This is a genomic window from Ruegeria denitrificans (assembly GCF_001458295.1).
GTDB classification, from domain to species: Bacteria; Pseudomonadota; Alphaproteobacteria; order Rhodobacterales; family Rhodobacteraceae; genus Ruegeria; species Ruegeria denitrificans.
Map to the genome: position 1 here is coordinate 239706 of NZ_CYUD01000002.1, position 18464 is coordinate 258169.

The window sequence follows — 18464 nt, forward strand, 5'->3', positions numbered from 1 at the left end:
CCTCGTGTTACCTGTTGCGATTGCCGCGCCCCAAGGCGCGGCTCATCTGGGCGGCAATCTGACCCTGACTGCGCCTGAACCCCTGCACGTCCGGCGTTGTGATATTCATCACCACATTCACCGCGCGCCCACTGCCGGATGTACGCACCCCCAGCTTGCCGTCCGGCCCGCGCGCCAGAGGCATGATCGCCTCGGGGCCGGCCTCGCCCATCAGTCCAGTGCCACCGCGCATCGGAAAGGTCGTGGGGCCACTGACCACACCGCCATTGGCAAAGGGCATTACCCGTCCTTGCGAGAAGCTGCCGCCATCGGCAAAGGGCAAAATCCCCTGCACCAGACCACCGACCGTATTGGCCAACATGCCGCCAAAATGATCCGTCACAGGTTTTATCGCTGCCGAATAAGCCGTTCGGATCATCGAGTTCTTCAGCACATCCAGCGCATCTGACAGGTTCATGCCGTCCAGCACCACACCATCAAACGCCTTTCGCAAACCGCCGGACATGCCGCGCTCCAAGGTGGCAACGTCCTTGCCGGTCTCTTCAAAGGCCGCGCTGATCCGCTTCATCTGACTGTCGAAAGCAGCCGCCATCGACGCTGCATCCCCCAACGAGTCGCCCAGCGCCTCGCCCCGTTCCTGCAGGTCATCCAACCCGTCACGATCCGTCATCACGCTCTCCTTGTTCCTTGTCCGGATAGGCCGCCAGCAAGGCGTCCAGTCCCGCCCGGTTCATCGCTGGCATCCCTGCCCCCTGCCCCAGCATCAACCGCAGCTCGGCCGGGGTCAGACGCCAGAACTGATCCGGTGTCAGACGCAGGCCGACGAAACCGGCCCGCATCAGGACGGGCCAGTCAAACCCGCTCATGCGCCACCCGGCACCATGAAGGCTCGCGCCAGCAGTTCAGCCGCTGCCTTGGCACCCGCCATCGGACCGCCCTCAATCTCGGCGCGCAGCAGGTCAGTGCGGGCCATATCGGCCCCACCACCCCGCAGCCCGGCCACAATCAACGCCAGCACATCACCGCTCGAATAGGCCCCGCTTTCGAACCGCTGCACCAACTCCACCAAAGAACCGGTGCACAGCTCCTGTTCCAATTCCGCCAAAGCACCCAGCGTCAGCTTGAGCACCCGCCGCTCTCCATCGATGGTCAATGCCACCTCGCCCGTCCACGGATTGGCCATCGAATTACAGCGCCGTGAAGGCCAAGGCACCGGCGCTGGCCAGGCTCATCTCATATGTCGCCTCACCATTGTGCGAGCCTGCATATTCGATGCCGGTGACCTGAAACGCGCCTTCGACGATGCCGAAATCGGGGATAATCACCTGAAAATTTGGTGTCTCACCGTCAAAGAACAGCTGTCGCGCGCGCTCGTCAGTGCCCGCGTCCTTGAATACGCCCGAACCCGAGATCGCAGCGGACTTCACCCCTGCCCCTGACAACAGCTCTCGCCAGCCACCCTGACTTTCCAGGCTGGTGACATCCACACTCTCCGCGTTGAAACTGACCCGCGTGGCCCGCAGCCCCGCGATGGTCTCGAACAGGCCCGAGCCGTTCATATCCACTTTGACCAACAGGTCTTTTCCGTTCTGGGCAGCCATATGCTCTCTCCGTTGATTGCTTAGTCGTCTTCCACACGTGCGCGGAATCTCAGGTCGATCTGGCGGACAGCTCCGCCAGTTCCCGTGCGGCGGGCCGAGGCGCGTTCGAACCAAAGCCCCACCAGTTGCCCACGATCCAGGGCCAACGCGGCACCCTCAAGCGCATCGCACACAGCCCCGGCCAACGTCTTGGCAGCGCCGAACCCAGAGGCCTCGGACATCACCGACACCGTGAACCGGTGCATTGCACCCGCGCCCGATCGGTCCGAAGCGTCCCGCACCTCTTCCGGGCCCAATGACACATAGGTCGGGGGTACCGCCCCTGCGGGCACCGCGTCATAGATCGCGCCCCCTGACAGCGTGCTGACCTGCGCATCGCCTGAAAGCTGCTGATAGACCGCCGCTTGTAAGGCCGCTGATACGCCATAGCTCATGCCGCTACCTCTTCATCTGCGAAACAGGTCAGGTACTGACCGCGCGGGTCACGTTCGGCGACCGCGCGAATAACAAAGCGGCGCGCCCCTTCGACAAAGCGCTGATCCGGCGAAGGGCGCATCAGTGATCCTTCTGGCGCGCCTCGCACGACGATGCGATAACCCACGCGCGACACAGGCACCCCGGCCACCTGACGTTCGGTCCCGCTGCGCGCAGTGACGTCGGCCCAGACCGTGCCCAACACCTGCCAGGTTTCAATAAATCCACCCGCGCCATCGGCCGTGCGGACCGGTGCTTCAAGCACTAACTTTCGGTTCAACAGCGGCATCTTCATTGCGTCACCCCTGCACCAAAGCGCACAGCGCGATAGCGCTGGATCAAACTGGTTACGCCGAAGGGCATACAACCAGCGCCCAAAGCCGTTTCATCCCGGTACTCGTAGTAGTGAGCAGCCAGCAACAGTACAGCCTGACCCAGGTCAGCAGGCAGCCCGCCCCAATCTGCCGACATGCCTGCAGTAAAAGTGATCTTCACCGAACCAGCCGTCGTAACATTCGGCAAAGTCGGCCCCGTAGGGCGCAGCCTTGGGCGTTGACTGTCCTGTTCCAGGCGGTAATCACCCGATGCGATTGTGCTTTGCACACCCGCTGCGTTGGTAACAGTCACGGCGTCCACAGCCGTAACCGGAGCCGCCGGTAGCACTTCGCCGGCGGCATCACGCCATTCGCTCAGGCTCCAGGAAAACTCACGTTCAATCAGCACCTTACCGGTGCGTGCCTCGATCGCTGCGATCGCCGCCCGCAGGAACCCGTTCAGCACCTCGTTCTGCACGCTGCCCTCGGCAAAGCCGGTTCCCAGCCGCAGATGCGCCTTGAACTGATCCACCGGCAGCGCCGCATCCGCGATGGCGGTTTCTTCGATCAACATCATCCATTCACTCCGCAATCTCGGCCCCCTCCGGGGGTCGTCACTTCAGGAAATTGGCAGGCACGCGCCGCCCCACGTTGCTCGGACGGAGGGGAGCAGCTAGACAACGCAGGGGATCTCACCCCGGCCCGTACCCGCCGTCCGAAGGGCCGGTTCCCCAGCCCCCCGGATTCGCCATCGCTTAGACGGTGCCGAATTTCATCAGCTTGATCGCAGCAAAGTCGCTCACGTCGCCGCCGACGCGTTTGGTGGCGTAGAACAGAACGTGCGGCTTGGCACTGAACGGGTCACGCAGAACCCGCAGATCGGGACGCTCGGCAATGGTGTAACCTGCCTGGAAATCACCGAACGCTATCGAGAAGCTGTCGGAGGCCGCATCCGGCATATCCTCGGCGATCAGCACCGGATAGCCCATCAGACGCGCGGGCTCACCGGCAGCCAGACCGTCCGACCACAAGAAGCGGCCATCACTGTCCTTCAGCTTGCGGATCAGGCCAGCAGTTTTGGAATTCATCACGAAAGTACCGTTGACCCGGTACTGCGCGCCCAGCGCATAAACCACATCCACAATGGAATCCGCATCGACACCGCCATCAATGCCGGTCGGCACATAGCCGATATTGCCCCAATCCCAGACGTCATTATCGATCTTGGAGTGATCCAGAATACCTTTGGGTTTGTCGACACCGTCGCCACTGATAAAGGCCGACGCCTCGGCGCGGGCAAACTTGTCAGCGATACGACCGGCCAGCCAGCCTTCGACGTCAAACGCGCTGTCATCCAGCAGGCGTTGCGACGCTTTAGGCAGCGCGCTCAGCTCGTGCAGAGCGATTGAGATACGGTCAATCGACGGCGTTGCGGTTTCGGTCGCGGCCGAAGCCTCATCCGCCCAACCCGCACCCACATCGGTGTGGTCAACCAGAACATCAAATGAATTCGCTTCGACATTCACCACCGAGGCAATCGAACGGATCGAAGCCGTGGATTTCAGCACCGATTTGATAATCTCGGCCGTTTGAGGATCAAGAAGGTAGCCGCCGTCGCTATTGACAGCGCTCGACAGCGACTTGGACTCAATATCCAGTCCGCGCAGACCGTCATCATCGCCCGAACGCACATATGCGTCGAACGCTTTTTGGTGTGGTGCGCCCTCTTCGATCGAGGCGGCAAGATGCGGGCGCGCCGCGATGGTTGATTTACGATCCAGCATGGTCAGTCGCTCTTCTGTCTGTTGCAGTTTGGTTTTCACTTCAGCCTTCAGGCCCTTAAATTCATTCACGAAGCCAGCCATTGCCTGCTTCACCTCCTGAACCAGGGGCGCACCCTCTCCGGTCAAGGCCGGGGTTTCGGTCTTGCTCATCAGCACTTCCATTCTTGGGTGGGTTTGAGGCGCGCTAGGGTCGCGCCAGCTCCTGCCGGGCGTCATTGAACACCTCGGCGATACTGCGCAGGGTCATTTCGGCATCCAGGGTCGCCCCCTTTGCCGCCACCCGCGCACTGGACAGCATCGGGAAAGTCACAAGAGACACCTCCCACAGCTCCAGTTCCGTCAGGACCCGATGGCCCTTGTCATTCTTCACAGCTCGCTTTGTGCGATAACCAATCGATAGACCATCCATGGCACCGGCCCGGATCAGTTCCGCCGCCTCGCGACCCTTTTGCGTGCTTTCAAGCAGGCGACCCTTAACCCACAGGCCCCTGTCATCCTCGTGCACCTCGTCCCAGACGCCGATAGGTTGCGCCGGATCGTGTTGCCACAGCATTTTGACCCGCTGACCGACCCTCACCAGCCCATCCAGCGATGCGCTATAGGCACCTTTCTGCACGACGTCACGGCCCTGATCAACCTGACCGAACAGGCTTGCGTATCCCTCGATCACCGCATCTTTGGACACGGAAAGCCCATCGCCGAACCTTGCAAACTTGCGCTCCAAATCCATGAACTACTCCTCATAAGTATCTGAAATCATGGTGTTACCGATAAAAACGACTGAAACGCTTGCGCTAGGATCACCGCGGCCACCCCATAGACTGTCAGCCACAACCGGCGCTCTAGCCGTTCCATCATCTCTTCGATCTGATCCAACCGTTTGCACAGATGCGCGTGCTGAATCTCAGCCACCCTTTCATGCGCGGCCAAACGCAGGCCCGGCGCGCAGTCGAATGGCGGATACCCTTCAGCCATCCGCTTCCTCCGCCAACGCCGGCAGCCCCAGCAGAGATCGTTTCTCGGCATCCGTCAGGAATTCGGCTCGGCTGACGCGGGTCCATTGCGCATCACGTTCGGTGGCCAGGGCGGGCACCTGATCCAAATCTGGTTTCAGCAGCAGATCTTCACCGGTAAAGCCCGAGAGCCACTCTGACACCGCCGCCGCCACCCGCGTCACCAGGGGCAGAACGGTCAGGCGATAAAACGCCCGATTGGCCTCCTGATAGTTCGAATAGGTCGCGTCGCCCTGAATCCCCAGCAACATTGGCGGGACCCCAAAGGCCAGCGCGATCTCGCGGGCGGCGGCTTCCTTGGTCTTCTGAAACTCCATGTCGGACGGTGAGAAACCCATCGGTTTCCAGTCCAGCCCCCCTTCCAGAACCATCGGACGTCCCGCATTGCGCGCCCCGCGATAGTTCTGCTCAATCTCGTCACTCAGACGGCGGAATTGATCCTCGGCCATCACCCCGTGGCCATCGCCGCCCTTCCACACCAGCGCCCCCGATGGCCGCGCCGCATTGTCCAACAGCGATTTCGACCAGCGCGACGCACTGTTATGCACGTCGATCGCCATGGCCGCCGCCTGCATCGGCGAGAACCCATAGTGGTCGTCCTGTGGGTGAAAGGACTTGATGTGGCAGATGACTTCCGCCGAAAACCGGTGCGTCTTGCCACTGACGCTGTAGTCATAGGCCTTGGGCCACCCATCCGCGCCCGGCACCACGCTCATCCGGTCTGAGCGCAGGACGTGCAGTTCAACCGGCAGTCCATCTTCGGCCTGCACTGCCTCGATATAAGCGTTGCCGGACAGCAGCAGCTGGCCAAACACAGCTTCCATCAACTCAGCCCGCCCCTGCGCTGCGTTCGGACGCCGCATGAGGGTCAGCATCGGGTGCGTCTCAAACCGCTGTTCGCGGTCCTGCAGCACCAAAGGCAACGCCGCCGCCGCCTCGGCAATCAGCTTGACCGAGCGGAACCCCACCGGGTTCCCCGAAAATCCCGTCCGCGTCAGCGATACCGCATCCCGTGGGCTCCACGCCACGCGCCCACCGGTTTGCCAGGCCACTACGGGGCCGGCTGCACTTGCCTTTGCTTCGGGCGCTTCCTCTGCCGCTCCACGACGCAAGAAATCGAATACCATCTGTGCTCCTTTCTGCCGCCGTTCTGCCCGGCTTGTTGAAAGGAGTTATGACGGAAAGAAGTTTAAGCCTTGGGAATGCAGCGTACGAGGCATGGGCAACACTCAAGATGAATCAAAAAAGTGCTTTCGCAACGACTGCACACTGGTTCTGTTGCTTCCGACTAAGGGGTGGCCATTTTCTGGCGAATGGCTATTGGTGGGCTTGTTCGATATCACTCCAGAGCTAAGCGGTATGACACCTCAGAATCCCGAAGACAGAAAGCACTTGGAAAGCCGATCTCTTTTAGTCGCCATGTGGGGCAATTTGTTTATGGCTGCGGCGGGGTTACTGGCCGGAATTCTTTCGAATTCCAATGCGATCATGATGGATGGTCTGTTTTCCCTGATCGGATTTGGCTCTGCCTTGCTCGGGCGACGGATCAGTCTTCGAATTGATGCGGGGCCTGACAACCTCCGGCCCTTTGGTTACGCCGCTGACGAGGCCATCTTCGCGACCTTCCGGTCACTTTCCCTGCTTGGCCTGATCTTGTTCGCTGTCGCAAACGCGCTCAAGAACATCTACAGCTATTACAACGGCTTGACGCCCGAGCCGCTGTATTTTGGCCCGATGATGATTTACTTTGCCCTTATCGGGGTCACATGTGCAATTCTTTGGGGTTTTCACCACTTCACATGGCGTCGTACCGGGCGATGCAGTTCTATCCTGCGCCTTGAGGCCAAGGCCGCAATGTTTGACGGGATTGTCACCGCGGCTGCTGGCGTAGGGTTAGGTGCAATTTACCTGTACAAGGACGGGCCCCTGGCATCCATTGCTCCGGTTGGAGACTCGATAATTGTGATGCTGCTGTGTTTACTGGCCATCGGATCGTACGTCCGGGAATTCCGTGGGGGATTGGGCGAATTGGCTGGTATCAGTGCAAGCCCAGCGAAACTTGCAGCTGCCCGACGGTCTTTGCGCGCTGCAATCGCAGAAGACGGCGGGACCTTGCTGGATATGTCGGTTACAAAGTTAGGACGAACCTACCTCGTATCCGTTTACTATGACCCTGATCGCCCGATTTCAGCAGTGGAGGTCGACCGCTTGAACCTGCGCATGATCCGGGATGCGCGTCAGGCTCTACCCGGTGCGGATGTCATGCTAATGATTTCAGAGCATCCCCGGCGTTGGCCGGAAGAACTGAATCCCATTTAGTTTGCGCCGCAAGCTATACCCGTATGTTGGATGGTCTTCCTCCGGCTGAGGACTGGCCCCGCCTCAAAGAGTTCTCACCCTAGGCCGCCGATACACCCCTGCAGGTCCTACGATCAATTCATGCAGCGCCCAGACCAGCGCGTCGACCCGGTCGGGCGAGCCCTGCCCCTCGAATCCGCGCGCGGTCATCTGGCACATCTGCTCCTCTAGCGCGTCCAGCCCGGCCACGTGGCTCACCCGCCCCTGCTCGTACAGTGCTGCCACAGGCTCGGCCCGCGCGACCTTGCCACGCGACGCTCGCACAGCCCGGAACGGGACCAGAGGGTCCACCTGCCGCACGACCTCTTCCACCAGTTGCCCACCCTGATTGACCTCGGCCACCAGCCGTTCGGCCCCGAATTCATCCATCGCGTCAATCGCCGCCTGCGCCCAGCCCGACGGGCCTACGCCCTGTACCGTCCTGTCGGCCAGCACATAGGCGCGCCACTCTTCGGGCGACCCCTGCATCTGCGCGCCAACAACCACGATCCCGCAGGCATCCGCGCCTGAGCCGGACGTCACCGCCGGGTCCAGCGCTACGATAATACGATCCACCTCGGGCACCTGCGCAGATCGCGCCGCATCCAACATCGACCCGGTCCACAGCGCGCCTTCGGCATCTGACAGCAACACACCGTCCAGTTCCTGCCGCCCCAGCCGTGTACCGGCATAACGTGCCCGCACCTCGTCCAGAAACGACGCCGCCAGATTGGCCCGGTTCGCCTCGGTCGGCGCATGGGTTTGCACGGTGGACGGAGAGGCCAGCAACTCTTTCAAAACCTTCACATTGCGCGGGGTGGTCGTCACACAGACCCGAGGCCGTTCACCCAATCGCAGCGCAAATTGCAGCATGTCCCAGGTCTCGCCCGCCTTCTTCCACTTGGCCAGCTCATCGACCCAGGCTGCATCGAACTGTGGCCCCCGCAACCCGTCGGGATCATGCGCAGAAAACGCCTGCGCCTCGGCCCCGTTGGGCCAGATCAGCTTGTGTTCCGATGCTTTCCACTGCGGTCGTCTATCTGGCGGTGAACATTGCAAAATCCCACTATCACCAAAGATCATCACATCGCGCACCTGATCAAAGGTCTCTCCCACCAGCGCAACACGGCTGGCTTCGCCCTTATCCAATGGTTTCGCCCCTTCGACCATCGAACGCACCCATTCGGACCCGGCGCGTGTCTTGCCAGCCCCACGTCCCCCCATGATCACCCAGGACCGCCAATCACCTTCTGGCGGCAACTGATGCGGCAGCGCCCAAAACTCAAAAAGGAAAGGGAGGGCGCACAGCCCCCCCTCCCCGAACTCATTCAGAAATCTCTCCCGAACCGCAGCATCTGCGGAGGCGAGCCAACCTGCACCCGATTTCAAATCGAGCGCGCTCAAGGTCGAGTGCGTACCCTCCTTGGGCAATTCCGGCTTGTCTGTGATGTTGTTCGACAAAGCTTGTCTCCACTTTCTGACAACTTCGGATCAGCCCCTCTAACTGCCCAAGTTGTTTGGCTGTGCCAGCCAGGTCTGCATCCTCCCCGGTTCCGATTTGCCTGCGCAGTTCTTCCGCTGCCTGGCGCAAACCGCGAATGGATATCTCAAGCGACTGCAAAAGTTCCGCCGTCTGGGACATCCGCTCTTCCGGGGTAATCAAAGTCATGTTTGCCTGTGACCTCATGCGAGAGTTTTCTCCGCACGAGAGAAACGAAAAACGGCCACCGAGTTTCCCCGGGGCCGCTGCCCACCTCTTCTAGCATGACATAACTTATACGAAAATAAGTTCGCAAAGTCAATATGTTACGCAACACACACGCAACGGGCACCGTACGGTGGAGATTAACTTTTGGTTCACGACGTAGGTAAGTTCTAGCTGCTGCCCGTTAAATCCTGCGCCAGCATCAGTGCATTCCCATCTAGATCATAGAAAGTGGCCGTGCTGACCATTCCTTCGATGGTTTCAGTAGGACCATCGAACTTCACATCCGCAGCCTCTAACGCTGCACGCGCGTTAGAAATGTCAGCGACCTCAAAGACCGGAACGCAATTGCCAGGTGTAGGCTGGGTCTGTTCACCCAACCCCAATGTCACACCAAGTACATTTGTATTCATCTCGCTCCAACCGGCATCATCTATATGACAGGCCAGTTCAAACCCAAGCATGGCATTGTACCAGTCGGCACTGACATGCCGATCTCGCACCGAAATCGCAAATGTGATCGTGTTCTTCAATGAAACAACCGGCATTGAACTTTCCCTATAACTGAATTTATAGTAACTATACTTTATGGACATAAATACTCTTGTCAAGTTGACCTCCCGTGCCTGGTCACTGAACATTCTGGCCCTGCTACATTCTGGCATTCCTGGCCGTCAGGCGCCCTTGCTCGCGGCCACCAGCGCGGGCAGAACCGCGTTTTCAGCAAGTCTCGACCATCTCATTCAACTTAAACTGATCGAAAGAAATCCGGGCCATGGACACCCATTACGCCCCGAATTCCGGTTAACCCCTGCCGGGGTCGACGCTGCCGCGATAGCAAAAGCCATCGTCGCTGCCGTTCCAGATGATTCAAAATTCAAACTGCTTCGCAAAACATGGACTGTTCCAATACTGGCGCTGACCGGCACCCCTCATCGCTTTTCAATGCTCAAATCAAACCTGATGACGATCACGGATCGGGCTTTGTCATCGTCGCTGCATGAGTTAGAGGATGTCGACTGGATCAAGCGTGAAATTGAAACCTCGGTACGGATGCCGTTCCCGATCTACAGGGCCGTCAGTACAGGTCTCACGGTCAACCAGGCCGTTGGCTTACCCTTGTAAACGGGCCAAAGGCGCAATTCTGCTCGTTGTGCAACACAGAAGGCAGATAACCCGTCATACCGTCCTGTAAGCTTGACATTCCCCTGATCAAGCGCCATGTGCACCCAAACACAGCGCTGCCGCGTGAGCATTCTGGCCATTAAACAGCCCCACAGCGCCCGATTCATCCAACAGTTCCCCTTCACGCAGGGTTCTTGATGCGACGACCAGATGGTGCAGGAACCGCCTGCATATCCCGAGGTCTCGTACAACCCCTGCCGGTCGCAAATGCGGCCCGTCACGACTTGCTCTTGGGCTAATACCCGGGGCTGAAAAGGATAGTTATTTGTTCGACTTTGACATGCTGGGCCTAGCGCCTACGCTAAATGACGCGTTGCAACGCGCTAATTTCACTCAACCCACCCCAATTCAGAACCAGGCGATCCCGCTGGCCTTGCAAGGTCACGATATCCTGGGGCTGGCGCAGACCGGCACCGGCAAGACGCTGGCCTTTGGCCTGCCGCTGATTGACCACCTGCTAGCACAGCCAGGCAAACCTGCACCGAAAACGGTCAAGGCTTTGATACTGGCCCCCACCCGCGAATTGGTGAACCAGATCGCAGAAAGCCTGCGCAACCTGACACAAAAGACGAAACTGCGCGTGGGCACCGTGGTTGGCGGCCAATCCATCGGCAAGCAAATCTCATTCCTGTCGCGCGGCAGTGACATTCTGGTCGCCACGCCGGGCCGCCTGATCGATCTGATGGAACGCAGGGCCGTTGATCTCAGCTCGGTGCGCCATCTGGTACTGGATGAGGCCGACCAGATGCTGGACATGGGCTTTATCCACGCCCTGCGCAAAATCGCGCCCGCGCTCGGCACACCGCGCCAAACCATGTTGTTCTCGGCCACAATGCCGAAACAGATGGAGGAGCTCAGCCAGTCTTATCTGACAAACCCGCAGCGAGTGCAGGTCTCGCCTCCGGGCAAGGCGGCAGACAAGATCACACAGTCGGTGCATTTCCTCAGCCGGGCCGAAAAGCCCCAAAAGCTGCGCGAAATTCTGTCGGCTGACATGGAGGCACTGACGCTGGTTTTCGCCCGCACCAAACACGGTGCAGAAAAGCTGATGAAGGGCCTGGTGGCCGACGGGTTCAACGCGGCCTCGATCCACGGAAACAAAAGCCAGGGCCAGCGCGACCGCGCAATCAAGGCATTTCGCGCCGGAGAGATCAACGTTCTTGTCGCCACTGACGTGGCCGCGCGTGGCATCGACATTCCCGGCGTTGCCTATGTGATCAACTACGACCTGCCTGAGGTGCCAGACAACTATGTCCACCGCATTGGCCGCACAGCCCGTGCTGGTCGTGAAGGCGAAGCCATTGCCTTCTGCGCGCCGGATGAGTTGGATCAACTGCGTCAGATTCAAAAGCTGATGAAGATTGAAATTCCGGTCGCCAGCGGCACCATGCCCGAATTTGCCGAACCCAAGAAAACGCGCAATCGTGGTGGGTTCCGGGGGCGTAAACCACAAGGGGCAAACTCGACGTCGAAACCTGCAGCGTCGAAACGCCGCCGCCCACGCAGACGCCCCGCCGCTTAAAAAGAAAGGGCCGCGTTTTTGACGCGGCCCTTTTCTTAGTTGCTCGAGCTGTTTCTCTCGGCTTCAATCTCTCGCCATTTGGCGACGTTGCGGTTGTGCTCATCCAGAGTTTCCGCAAAGGCATGCCCACCTGTGCCATCCGCCACAAAGAACACGAAATTCGTTTCCTCCGGGGCCACGGCAGCCTCAAGGCTTGCGAGGCCAGGATTTGCAATGGGTGTCGGTGGCAGACCGTCGATCACATAGGTGTTCCAAGGGGTTGCTCGACGAAGCTCACTACGACGCAGACCGCGGCCCAGCACGCCTTGCCCCTTGGTGACGCCATAGATCACGGTCGGGTCTGTCTGCAGTTTCATGCCTTTCTCAAGCCGGTTCACAAAGACACTGGCCACCTGCCCACGCTCATGTGGAACACCGGTTTCTTTCTCGATAATCGACGCAAGGATCAGCATCTCCTCGGGGCTGCTGATCGGCAAATCGTCCTGCCGGCTTTCCCAAACCGCGTTGATCCGCAACTGTTGCTTCGCCTGCATGTCCTGCAACACGGTAGCCCGATCATCACCCGGGGCCAGCTCATAGCTGTCGGGGGCCAACATGCCCTCGGCTGGAACTTCGGACACCTCACCGGTCAGGGCGTCAATACCCTTAAGCGCCTCGACCACCTGCCACGAGGTCACGCCCTCGGCGACTGAGACGCGATACCGCGTATCGGCGTCCTGACGCTTTTCAGCATATTCTGCAGGAGTTTCTTCTTCACCAGCCTCGAAACTGGCAATCTCAACAAATTCCAAAGTGGCTGGGTTCAACTCACGAACTCGAGTCTGCACCCGTGTAACACCAACCCGATATTCAATTTCGGACCCGCAGGTGCTGGCGCCGCTGCTGGTGATATCATCGATGATCTGCGCCATCGACGCGCCTTCGCGAACCAGAAAACTGCCCGCTTTCAGCTGCTGCGCCTTGTCGGTGTAGTCCGCGCCCATCCGGAAAATCATGGCGCTGCTGATGGCACCTTCATCTTCCAACTGCTGGCTGACGCGGGTCATGTTCGAGCCGCTTTTCACCTGCAGGCACATGGCGGTTTCCAGCGGGCCTTCGGACTTGTACTGCGATTGCCCCCAAAGGATCAGACCGCCGATCAAAAACAGGCCGACCACCAGTATGGTCAGCGCGTTCGATGCCAAAGCCCGCCACATTTAGCTGGCCTTTCCGAAGATCACGCTGGCATTGGTGCCGCCAAACCCGAACGAGTTCGACAGCGCCACGTTGATCTCACGTTCGCGTTTGGCATTTGGTGCCAAATCAATCGGGGTCTCAACGGCCGGGTTGTCCAGATTGATCGTAGGTGGAGCGACCTGATCGCGGATCGCAAGGATCGAGAAGATCGCCTCAATCGCGCCAGCCGCGCCCAGTAGGTGACCGGTGGCCGATTTAGTAGAGGACATGGTCGCCTTGTCAGCATGTTCGCCCAACAGACGTTCCACCGCGCCCAGTTCGATCGTATCCGCCATGGTCGAAGTCCCATGCGCGTTGATATAATCTAGGTCCTTTGGCTCTAGCCCTGCACTGCGCAGGGCGGCCTTCATGGAACGCTCTGCCCCGTCGCCATCCTCGGACGGTGCAGTGATGTGATAGGCGTCACCGGACATGCCATAACCCAGAACCTCGGCATAAATTTTCGCACCGCGCGCTTTGGCGTGTTCGTACTCTTCCAGCACGACGATGCCTGCGCCTTCGCCCATGACGAAACCATCGCGGTCGATGTCATACGGGCGGCTGGCTTTCTTCGGATCGTCTGCATATTTGGTCGACAGTGCCTTGCACGCGTTAAAGCCCGCAATGCCGATCTCGCAGATGCAGCCCTCGCCGCCACCTGCAACCATGACATCCGCGTCACCAGCACGGATGATACGGCTGGCATCACCAATGGCATGTGCACCGGTCGAACAGGCGGTCACCACCGAGTGGTTAGGACCTTTGAAACCATGACGGATCGACACCTGGCCCGAGGCAAGGTTGATCAGAGCACCGGGGATAAAGAATGGCGACACGCGGCGCGGGCCCTTGTCACGGATCAGGTTGGCTGTGTTCGCGATGGAACCCAGACCACCGATACCCGAACCGATCAGAACGCCGGTGCGCAAGCGATCCTCTTCGTCCTCGGGCAACCAATCGGCATCCTTGCAGGCCATTTCAGCGGCCGCAATGGAGTACAGGATAAAGTCTTCGATCTTGCGCTGCTCTTTTGGCGGCATCCAATCGTCGGGGTTGAACGTCCCGTTGGTGCCATCACCACGCGGCACTTCGCACGCATAGGTCGTGGTGACCCCGCTTGCCACAGCATCAAACTGCGTGATCGGGCCCGCGCCGGATTCTCCGTCCAGCAACCGTGACCAGCTTTCCTCGACCCCACTGGCCAACGGCGTGACCAATCCCAGACCGGTTACAACGACTCTGCGCATGAAATGCCTCTTGCCTGCTTCCTGTTTGAGAACCGCTCATACCCCGGCCCGGGGTCCGGGGGCAAGGGCTACGGCACAATCCCTTCCGGCCTCATCCTGCCAAAACCGAAAGAAATTCCGTCTGCCACCGCCTGAAAGACTTTAAATTGAAAAACCGCCCCCTGCCTGAACAGACAAAAGGCGGTTTTCGCGTAGTTTTTCCGTTACTGGAATTGCGCTACGGGTTCATGGGCGGTTTTGGCCACATCCAGCGCCTCTCCCAGGCTCAGTGACTTGCGGAACAGCGCGCGCCCAACAATCGCACCTGAAATATTATGGATATAAGCCAAGCGAGAGATATCGTCCGCCGTTCGCACAACACCGCTGGCGATGACCGGCGTACGCGATTTTTCCGCAAGACCCGAGATCAGGCCCAGCTGCGCCTCGACATCTTCCATATCGCTGTCGATATCCGTCACTACGATACCCGCGAACGGGGTATCCGCGAAGGCTTCGATAAAGGCTTCGGGGGTAAAGGCGCTTTGACTGCGCCACCCCTCGGTCATGACAAAACCCTGCCAGACGTCGACCGCCAGAACAATTTGGTCCGGGTAAAACTTGGCCAGTTCCTTAACCAAGATGGGATCCCGTGCGGCGAGCGTTCCGATAACGACCCGCCCCGCGCCCTTGTCGATCCAATGTTCGACATGTTCGCGTGCGCGCATACCACCAGCCAGTTGCACCGGCATCTCGGCCGAGCGGATGATTTCCTCAACCAGTTCGGCGTTGGTGTCGCGGCCTTCGATCGCATCGAAATCCGTCAGTTGCATCCATTCTGCACCGGCTGCCGACCAGCTGCGTGCTGTTTCAACTGGGTCCACATGCCAAATCATGGCATTGTCCAGACGGCCTTTGTCCAGCGTCACACACCGGCCGTTCTGCAGTTCCATAGTGGGGTAAATCCTCATGAGCCCATTCCTCCGCTCAATCACATGGCAATCCTGTGTAGAATATACATGAGACTTGCGTTGGATTTTATCAGTTTCGGCAAACTGAGGACTTTTTGCGGCATCGCCGCAGTCAGGATTACAGACGTTTCGGTGGCCCATTCCGGCGCAGCAACACAACCTCTGAACCGTTGTATTCACTTTCGCGCATCGTCATATAGCCCAGCTTTTTAGCCAGCTTCTGCGAGACATCATTCGCCGAATTTACCATTGCAACCAAGGGCCCAGGCATAATTCGGTCAAACCAATCATGCGCCGCCTGGGCTGCTTCTATGCCCAATCCCTGACCCTGCGCTTCGGGGACAAGAATCCACCCAGCCTCGGGGTAACTGTCGAAATCCTCACCCATCGCGCGGTTGCCATAGAAAAATCCTGCCTGACCAATCATCTGACGATTCGATTGGTGTAACACCGCCCATTGCCCGAACCCGGCCATCTGCCAGTGCCCGGCATTGCGCAGAAATGAATCCCACGCCTCACCGCGCGAACGTGGTTTGCCACCGATATGGCGTACAATGCACGGGTTCCGCCAAATCTCGGCGAACCGGTTGAAATCTTCGGGACGCATGGCGCAGAGCATCAAGCGTGCCGTGTTGATCGTCGGGGTGGATCGTATCATGCCCTGCCCGCTCAGAAATTTGCCTCAGTCCTAACAGTGCTTAGCGAAAAAGCGTCAAGCAAGGATGAATTTGCGTCGGGCATAAAAAACGGCGCCTCCGTTGCCCGGAAGCGCCGTTTTTAAGGATTTGAAACGCTTAGGACGCTTCAGAGATGAATTTGACGGCGTCGCCAAAGGTCTGGATGGTTTCGGCTGCGTCATCCGGGATTTCGATGCCGAACTCTTCTTCGAAGGCCATGACCAGCTCAACAGTGTCCAGGCTGTCTGCGCCCAGATCGTCGATGAAGGAAGCGTTTTCTGCTACTTTGTCTTCTTCAACACCCAGGTGCTCAACAACGATCTTTTTAACGCGATCTGCGACGTCGCTCATGTCTATTCCTCATTCCATTTCAGGGCGTAGTGCCCGGTTCTGCCCTTGCCCGCTCAGGCTGGCCTTGATTTGCCCGGTCCGGGCGGTTTGGATTCCCGATTACCGGGAAAGTAGAAGGCCGACCCATCGGCCGACCCCTGCATACATGCGCCGCCTATAGCACAGACAACGCCCGACGCAAACGCTTTCGCGCCTGCGCCAGTGTGCGCTCACAACATGGCCATACCACCATTCACATGCAAGGTTGTTCCTGTGATATATCCCGCTTCGGGGCTGGCAAGATACAGAACTGCCGCAGCAATTTCCGACGGCTCACCCATGCGACCAGCCGGAACCTGGCCCAGAATTCCGGACTTCTGATCATCGGTCAGCTTGTCCGTCATCGCAGTTGTGATGAATCCCGGGGCCACTGCATTTGCCGTGATTCCGCGGCTTGCGACCTCATAGGCCAGCGACTTGGTCATACCGACCATACCGGCCTTGGACGCTGCATAATTGACCTGACCCGGATTGCCGGTCGCGCCGACCACGGACGAGATGTTGATGATCCGACCCCAACGCGCCTTCATCATGCCGCGCAATACGCCTTTGCACAGCTTTGCCGTGGCAGTCAGGTTCACATCAATAACGCTTTGCCATTCTTCGTCGGACATCCGCATGAACAGGTTATCCCGCGTGATGCCCGCGTTGTTCACCAGAATGTCAACCGACCCCATCGCATCAGCCGCCTGTTTTGGCAACGCCGCTACAGATTCCGGATCGCTCAGGTTACACGGTAGTACATGCGCGCGTTCACCCAATTCATCCGCCAGTGCCTGCAGCGGCTCGACCCGCGTGCCGGACAACCCGACAGTGGCGCCCGCGCTGTGCAAGGCGCGTGCGATATCGCCCCCGATACCACCCGAAGCGCCGGTGATCAGCGCGTTCTTACCTGTCAAATCAAACATTCGGTTTCCCTCTTGGTGCGTCCGTTGCGACGATATTTAGCTTACGATTCGGCCTGCATGACATTTTGCACATCTTCCGGTGTGCTCACGGCCTTGCCCGCGATGGCGCGGTCGATCTTGCGGACCATGCCCGACAGTGCCTTGCCTGCGCCGATCTCCCATGTCTCGGTCACGCCTTGAGCCGCCATGTACTGCACGCTTTCGCGCCACCGGACCGAGCCCGTGATCTGCTCGACCAGCAACTGACGGATCAGGCTAGGATCCGAGACCGCCTCGGCCCGCACATTGGCTACCAGTGGTACAGCCGGTGCCTTGATCTCGACCACTGCCAGTGCCTCAGCCATCACATCGGCGGCAGGCTGCATCAGCGCACAATGGAACGGGGCGCTGACGGGCAGCATCACCGCGCGCTTGGCACCTTTTTCCTTAGCAATCTCGGCCGCGCGCTCGACGGCGGCTTTGGAACCCGACACGACTACTTGCGTTGGGTCATTGTCATTCGCGGCCTGACAAACCTCTCCCTGTGCGGCTTCTTCGGCCACAGTGCGGACGGCGTCCAGATCCAGGCCCAGAATGGCAGCCATTGCACCTTCGCCGACTGGCACGGCACTTTGCATGGCCTTACCACGGGTGCGCAGTAGGCGGGCTGTATCGGCTACTGACAAAGCCCCGGCGGCGGCCAACGCGGAATATTCACCCAGCGAATGACCGGCGACAAATGCCGCGTCGGTTACTGAAACACCTTCGGCATCCAGCGCACGCATCACAGCCATAGACGTTGCCATCAGCGCTGGCTGCGCGTTCTGCGTCAGTGTGAGGTCCGCAATATCACCTTCCCAGATCAGACTGCTCAGCTTTTCACCCAGCGCCTCGTCGACCTCGTCGAACACAGCCTGAGCAGCCGGATAGACTTCGGCCAGAGCCTTGCCCATCCCGATGGTTTGGGCACCCTGCCCCGGAAAAACGAATGCGCGTGTCATTGCGACCTCTTGGATGACGTTAGGTTGCGGCGGGGTGTAAACCGTGCGAGGGCGCGGCACAAGCATTGCCTGACCTCTGCAATCCGGCACTTTGACTGTGCAGGCCTCGCTATTGCGTCCTGATCTTATGGCTTTAGGTTGAACGCAATCACCCCAGCACGGAGC

23 protein-coding genes are annotated in these 18464 nt (G+C 59.3%); 3 read left to right on the forward strand and 20 right to left on the reverse strand.

Going from position 1 to position 18464, the window contains the following annotated elements; genetic code table 11:
* Positions 1-7: 7 nt before the first annotated feature.
* From RUE5091_RS03980 to RUE5091_RS04030, 11 genes are all read right to left on the reverse strand, one after another.
* Positions 8-670 carry an RcGTA-type gene transfer agent tail tape measure protein gene (locus tag RUE5091_RS03980; RefSeq protein ID WP_058280593.1) on the reverse strand — a complete coding sequence of 221 codons (663 nt, stop codon included), beginning with the start codon at positions 668-670 and terminating at the stop codon, positions 8-10.
* Positions 657-866: a rcc01693 family protein gene (locus RUE5091_RS03985; protein ID WP_058280594.1), complete on the reverse strand. Its 210-nt coding sequence runs from the start codon at positions 864-866 to the stop codon at positions 657-659. The genes RUE5091_RS03980 and RUE5091_RS03985 overlap by 14 nt, the downstream gene beginning before the upstream one ends.
* Positions 863-1183: a gene transfer agent family protein gene (locus tag RUE5091_RS03990; protein ID WP_058280595.1), complete on the reverse strand. Its 321-nt coding sequence runs from the start codon at positions 1181-1183 to the stop codon at positions 863-865. The genes RUE5091_RS03985 and RUE5091_RS03990 overlap by 4 nt, the downstream gene beginning before the upstream one ends.
* 4 nt (positions 1184-1187) lie before the next feature.
* Positions 1188-1601, reverse strand: coding sequence for a phage major tail protein, TP901-1 family (locus tag RUE5091_RS03995; protein ID WP_058280596.1), 414 nt, complete (start codon positions 1599-1601; stop codon positions 1188-1190).
* A gap of 20 nt (positions 1602-1621) precedes the next feature.
* The gene (locus RUE5091_RS04000; protein WP_058280597.1) at positions 1622-2035 is read right to left on the reverse strand and encodes a DUF3168 domain-containing protein; all 414 of its coding nucleotides are present in this window, start codon (positions 2033-2035) and stop codon (positions 1622-1624) included.
* Positions 2032-2370 carry a phage head closure protein gene (locus RUE5091_RS04005; protein ID WP_058280598.1) on the reverse strand — a complete coding sequence of 113 codons (339 nt, stop codon included), beginning with the start codon at positions 2368-2370 and terminating at the stop codon, positions 2032-2034. Before RUE5091_RS04005 ends, RUE5091_RS04000 begins: the two co-directional genes overlap by 4 nt.
* Positions 2367-2966: a head-tail connector protein gene (locus tag RUE5091_RS04010; RefSeq protein WP_058280599.1), complete on the reverse strand. Its 600-nt coding sequence runs from the start codon at positions 2964-2966 to the stop codon at positions 2367-2369. Before RUE5091_RS04010 ends, RUE5091_RS04005 begins: the two co-directional genes overlap by 4 nt.
* A gap of 178 nt (positions 2967-3144) precedes the next feature.
* Positions 3145-4323, reverse strand: a complete 1179-nt coding sequence (locus RUE5091_RS04015; RefSeq protein ID WP_058280751.1) for a phage major capsid protein — start codon at positions 4321-4323, stop codon at positions 3145-3147.
* Between the two features lie 34 nt (positions 4324-4357).
* Positions 4358-4903, reverse strand: coding sequence for an HK97 family phage prohead protease (locus tag RUE5091_RS04020; RefSeq protein ID WP_058280600.1), 546 nt, complete (start codon positions 4901-4903; stop codon positions 4358-4360).
* Between the two features lie 26 nt (positions 4904-4929).
* Positions 4930-5148: a GTA head formation protein, RCAP_rcc01685 family gene (locus tag RUE5091_RS04025; RefSeq protein WP_058280601.1), complete on the reverse strand. Its 219-nt coding sequence runs from the start codon at positions 5146-5148 to the stop codon at positions 4930-4932.
* Positions 5141-6313, reverse strand: coding sequence for a phage portal protein (locus tag RUE5091_RS04030; protein WP_058280602.1), 1173 nt, complete (start codon positions 6311-6313; stop codon positions 5141-5143). Before RUE5091_RS04030 ends, RUE5091_RS04025 begins: the two co-directional genes overlap by 8 nt.
* Before the next feature lie 232 nt (positions 6314-6545).
* Here RUE5091_RS04030 and RUE5091_RS04035 point away from each other — a divergent pair, with 232 nt between their 5' ends.
* Positions 6546-7505 (forward strand): cation efflux transmembrane domain-containing protein, encoded by a 960-nt coding sequence (locus RUE5091_RS04035; RefSeq protein ID WP_165590749.1) that lies wholly within the window; start codon positions 6546-6548, stop codon positions 7503-7505.
* 63 nt (positions 7506-7568) lie between these two features.
* Here the strand turns inward: RUE5091_RS04035 and RUE5091_RS04040 are convergent, their stop codons facing one another.
* Both RUE5091_RS04040 and RUE5091_RS04050 read right to left on the reverse strand, forming a co-directional pair.
* Complete coding sequence (locus RUE5091_RS04040) at positions 7569-8912, reverse strand: DNA-packaging protein (RefSeq protein WP_243470713.1); 1344 nt, start codon at positions 8910-8912, stop codon at positions 7569-7571.
* A gap of 486 nt (positions 8913-9398) precedes the next feature.
* Positions 9399-9776: a VOC family protein gene (locus RUE5091_RS04050; protein ID WP_058280604.1), complete on the reverse strand. Its 378-nt coding sequence runs from the start codon at positions 9774-9776 to the stop codon at positions 9399-9401.
* A gap of 136 nt (positions 9777-9912) precedes the next feature.
* On the opposite strand from RUE5091_RS04050, the gene RUE5091_RS04055 reads away from it, so the two are divergent.
* Together RUE5091_RS04055 and RUE5091_RS04060 are read left to right on the forward strand one after the other, a co-directional pair.
* A complete protein-coding gene (locus RUE5091_RS04055; RefSeq protein ID WP_306346601.1) occupies positions 9913-10353 on the forward strand; it encodes a winged helix-turn-helix transcriptional regulator in 441 nt (146 codons plus the stop codon).
* A gap of 325 nt (positions 10354-10678) precedes the next feature.
* Positions 10679-11935, forward strand: a complete 1257-nt coding sequence (locus RUE5091_RS04060) for a DEAD/DEAH box helicase (RefSeq protein ID WP_058280606.1) — start codon at positions 10679-10681, stop codon at positions 11933-11935.
* 35 nt (positions 11936-11970) lie between these two features.
* Here the strand turns inward: RUE5091_RS04060 and mltG are convergent, their stop codons facing one another.
* From mltG to fabD, 7 genes are all read right to left on the reverse strand, one after another.
* Positions 11971-13131: an endolytic transglycosylase MltG gene (gene mltG, locus RUE5091_RS04065; RefSeq protein WP_058280607.1), complete on the reverse strand. Its 1161-nt coding sequence runs from the start codon at positions 13129-13131 to the stop codon at positions 11971-11973.
* Complete coding sequence (fabF, locus tag RUE5091_RS04070; protein WP_058280608.1) at positions 13132-14397, reverse strand: beta-ketoacyl-ACP synthase II; 1266 nt, start codon at positions 14395-14397, stop codon at positions 13132-13134.
* A 203-nt stretch (positions 14398-14600) separates the two neighbouring features.
* On the reverse strand, positions 14601-15344 hold the full coding sequence (locus RUE5091_RS04075) for a 1-(5-phosphoribosyl)-5-[(5-phosphoribosylamino)methylideneamino]imidazole-4-carboxamide isomerase (RefSeq protein ID WP_058280609.1): 744 nt from the start codon (positions 15342-15344) through the stop codon (positions 14601-14603).
* A gap of 118 nt (positions 15345-15462) precedes the next feature.
* Positions 15463-16002 carry a GNAT family N-acetyltransferase gene (locus RUE5091_RS04080; RefSeq protein WP_058280610.1) on the reverse strand — a complete coding sequence of 180 codons (540 nt, stop codon included), beginning with the start codon at positions 16000-16002 and terminating at the stop codon, positions 15463-15465.
* 136 nt (positions 16003-16138) lie between these two features.
* Positions 16139-16372 carry an acyl carrier protein gene (locus RUE5091_RS04085; RefSeq protein WP_008756330.1) on the reverse strand — a complete coding sequence of 78 codons (234 nt, stop codon included), beginning with the start codon at positions 16370-16372 and terminating at the stop codon, positions 16139-16141.
* Between the two features lie 209 nt (positions 16373-16581).
* A complete protein-coding gene (gene fabG, locus RUE5091_RS04090) occupies positions 16582-17319 on the reverse strand; it encodes a 3-oxoacyl-[acyl-carrier-protein] reductase (RefSeq protein ID WP_058280611.1) in 738 nt (245 codons plus the stop codon).
* 41 nt (positions 17320-17360) lie between these two features.
* Positions 17361-18299: an ACP S-malonyltransferase gene (gene fabD / locus RUE5091_RS04095; RefSeq protein WP_058280754.1), complete on the reverse strand. Its 939-nt coding sequence runs from the start codon at positions 18297-18299 to the stop codon at positions 17361-17363.
* Between the last annotated feature and the right edge of the window lie 165 nt (positions 18300-18464).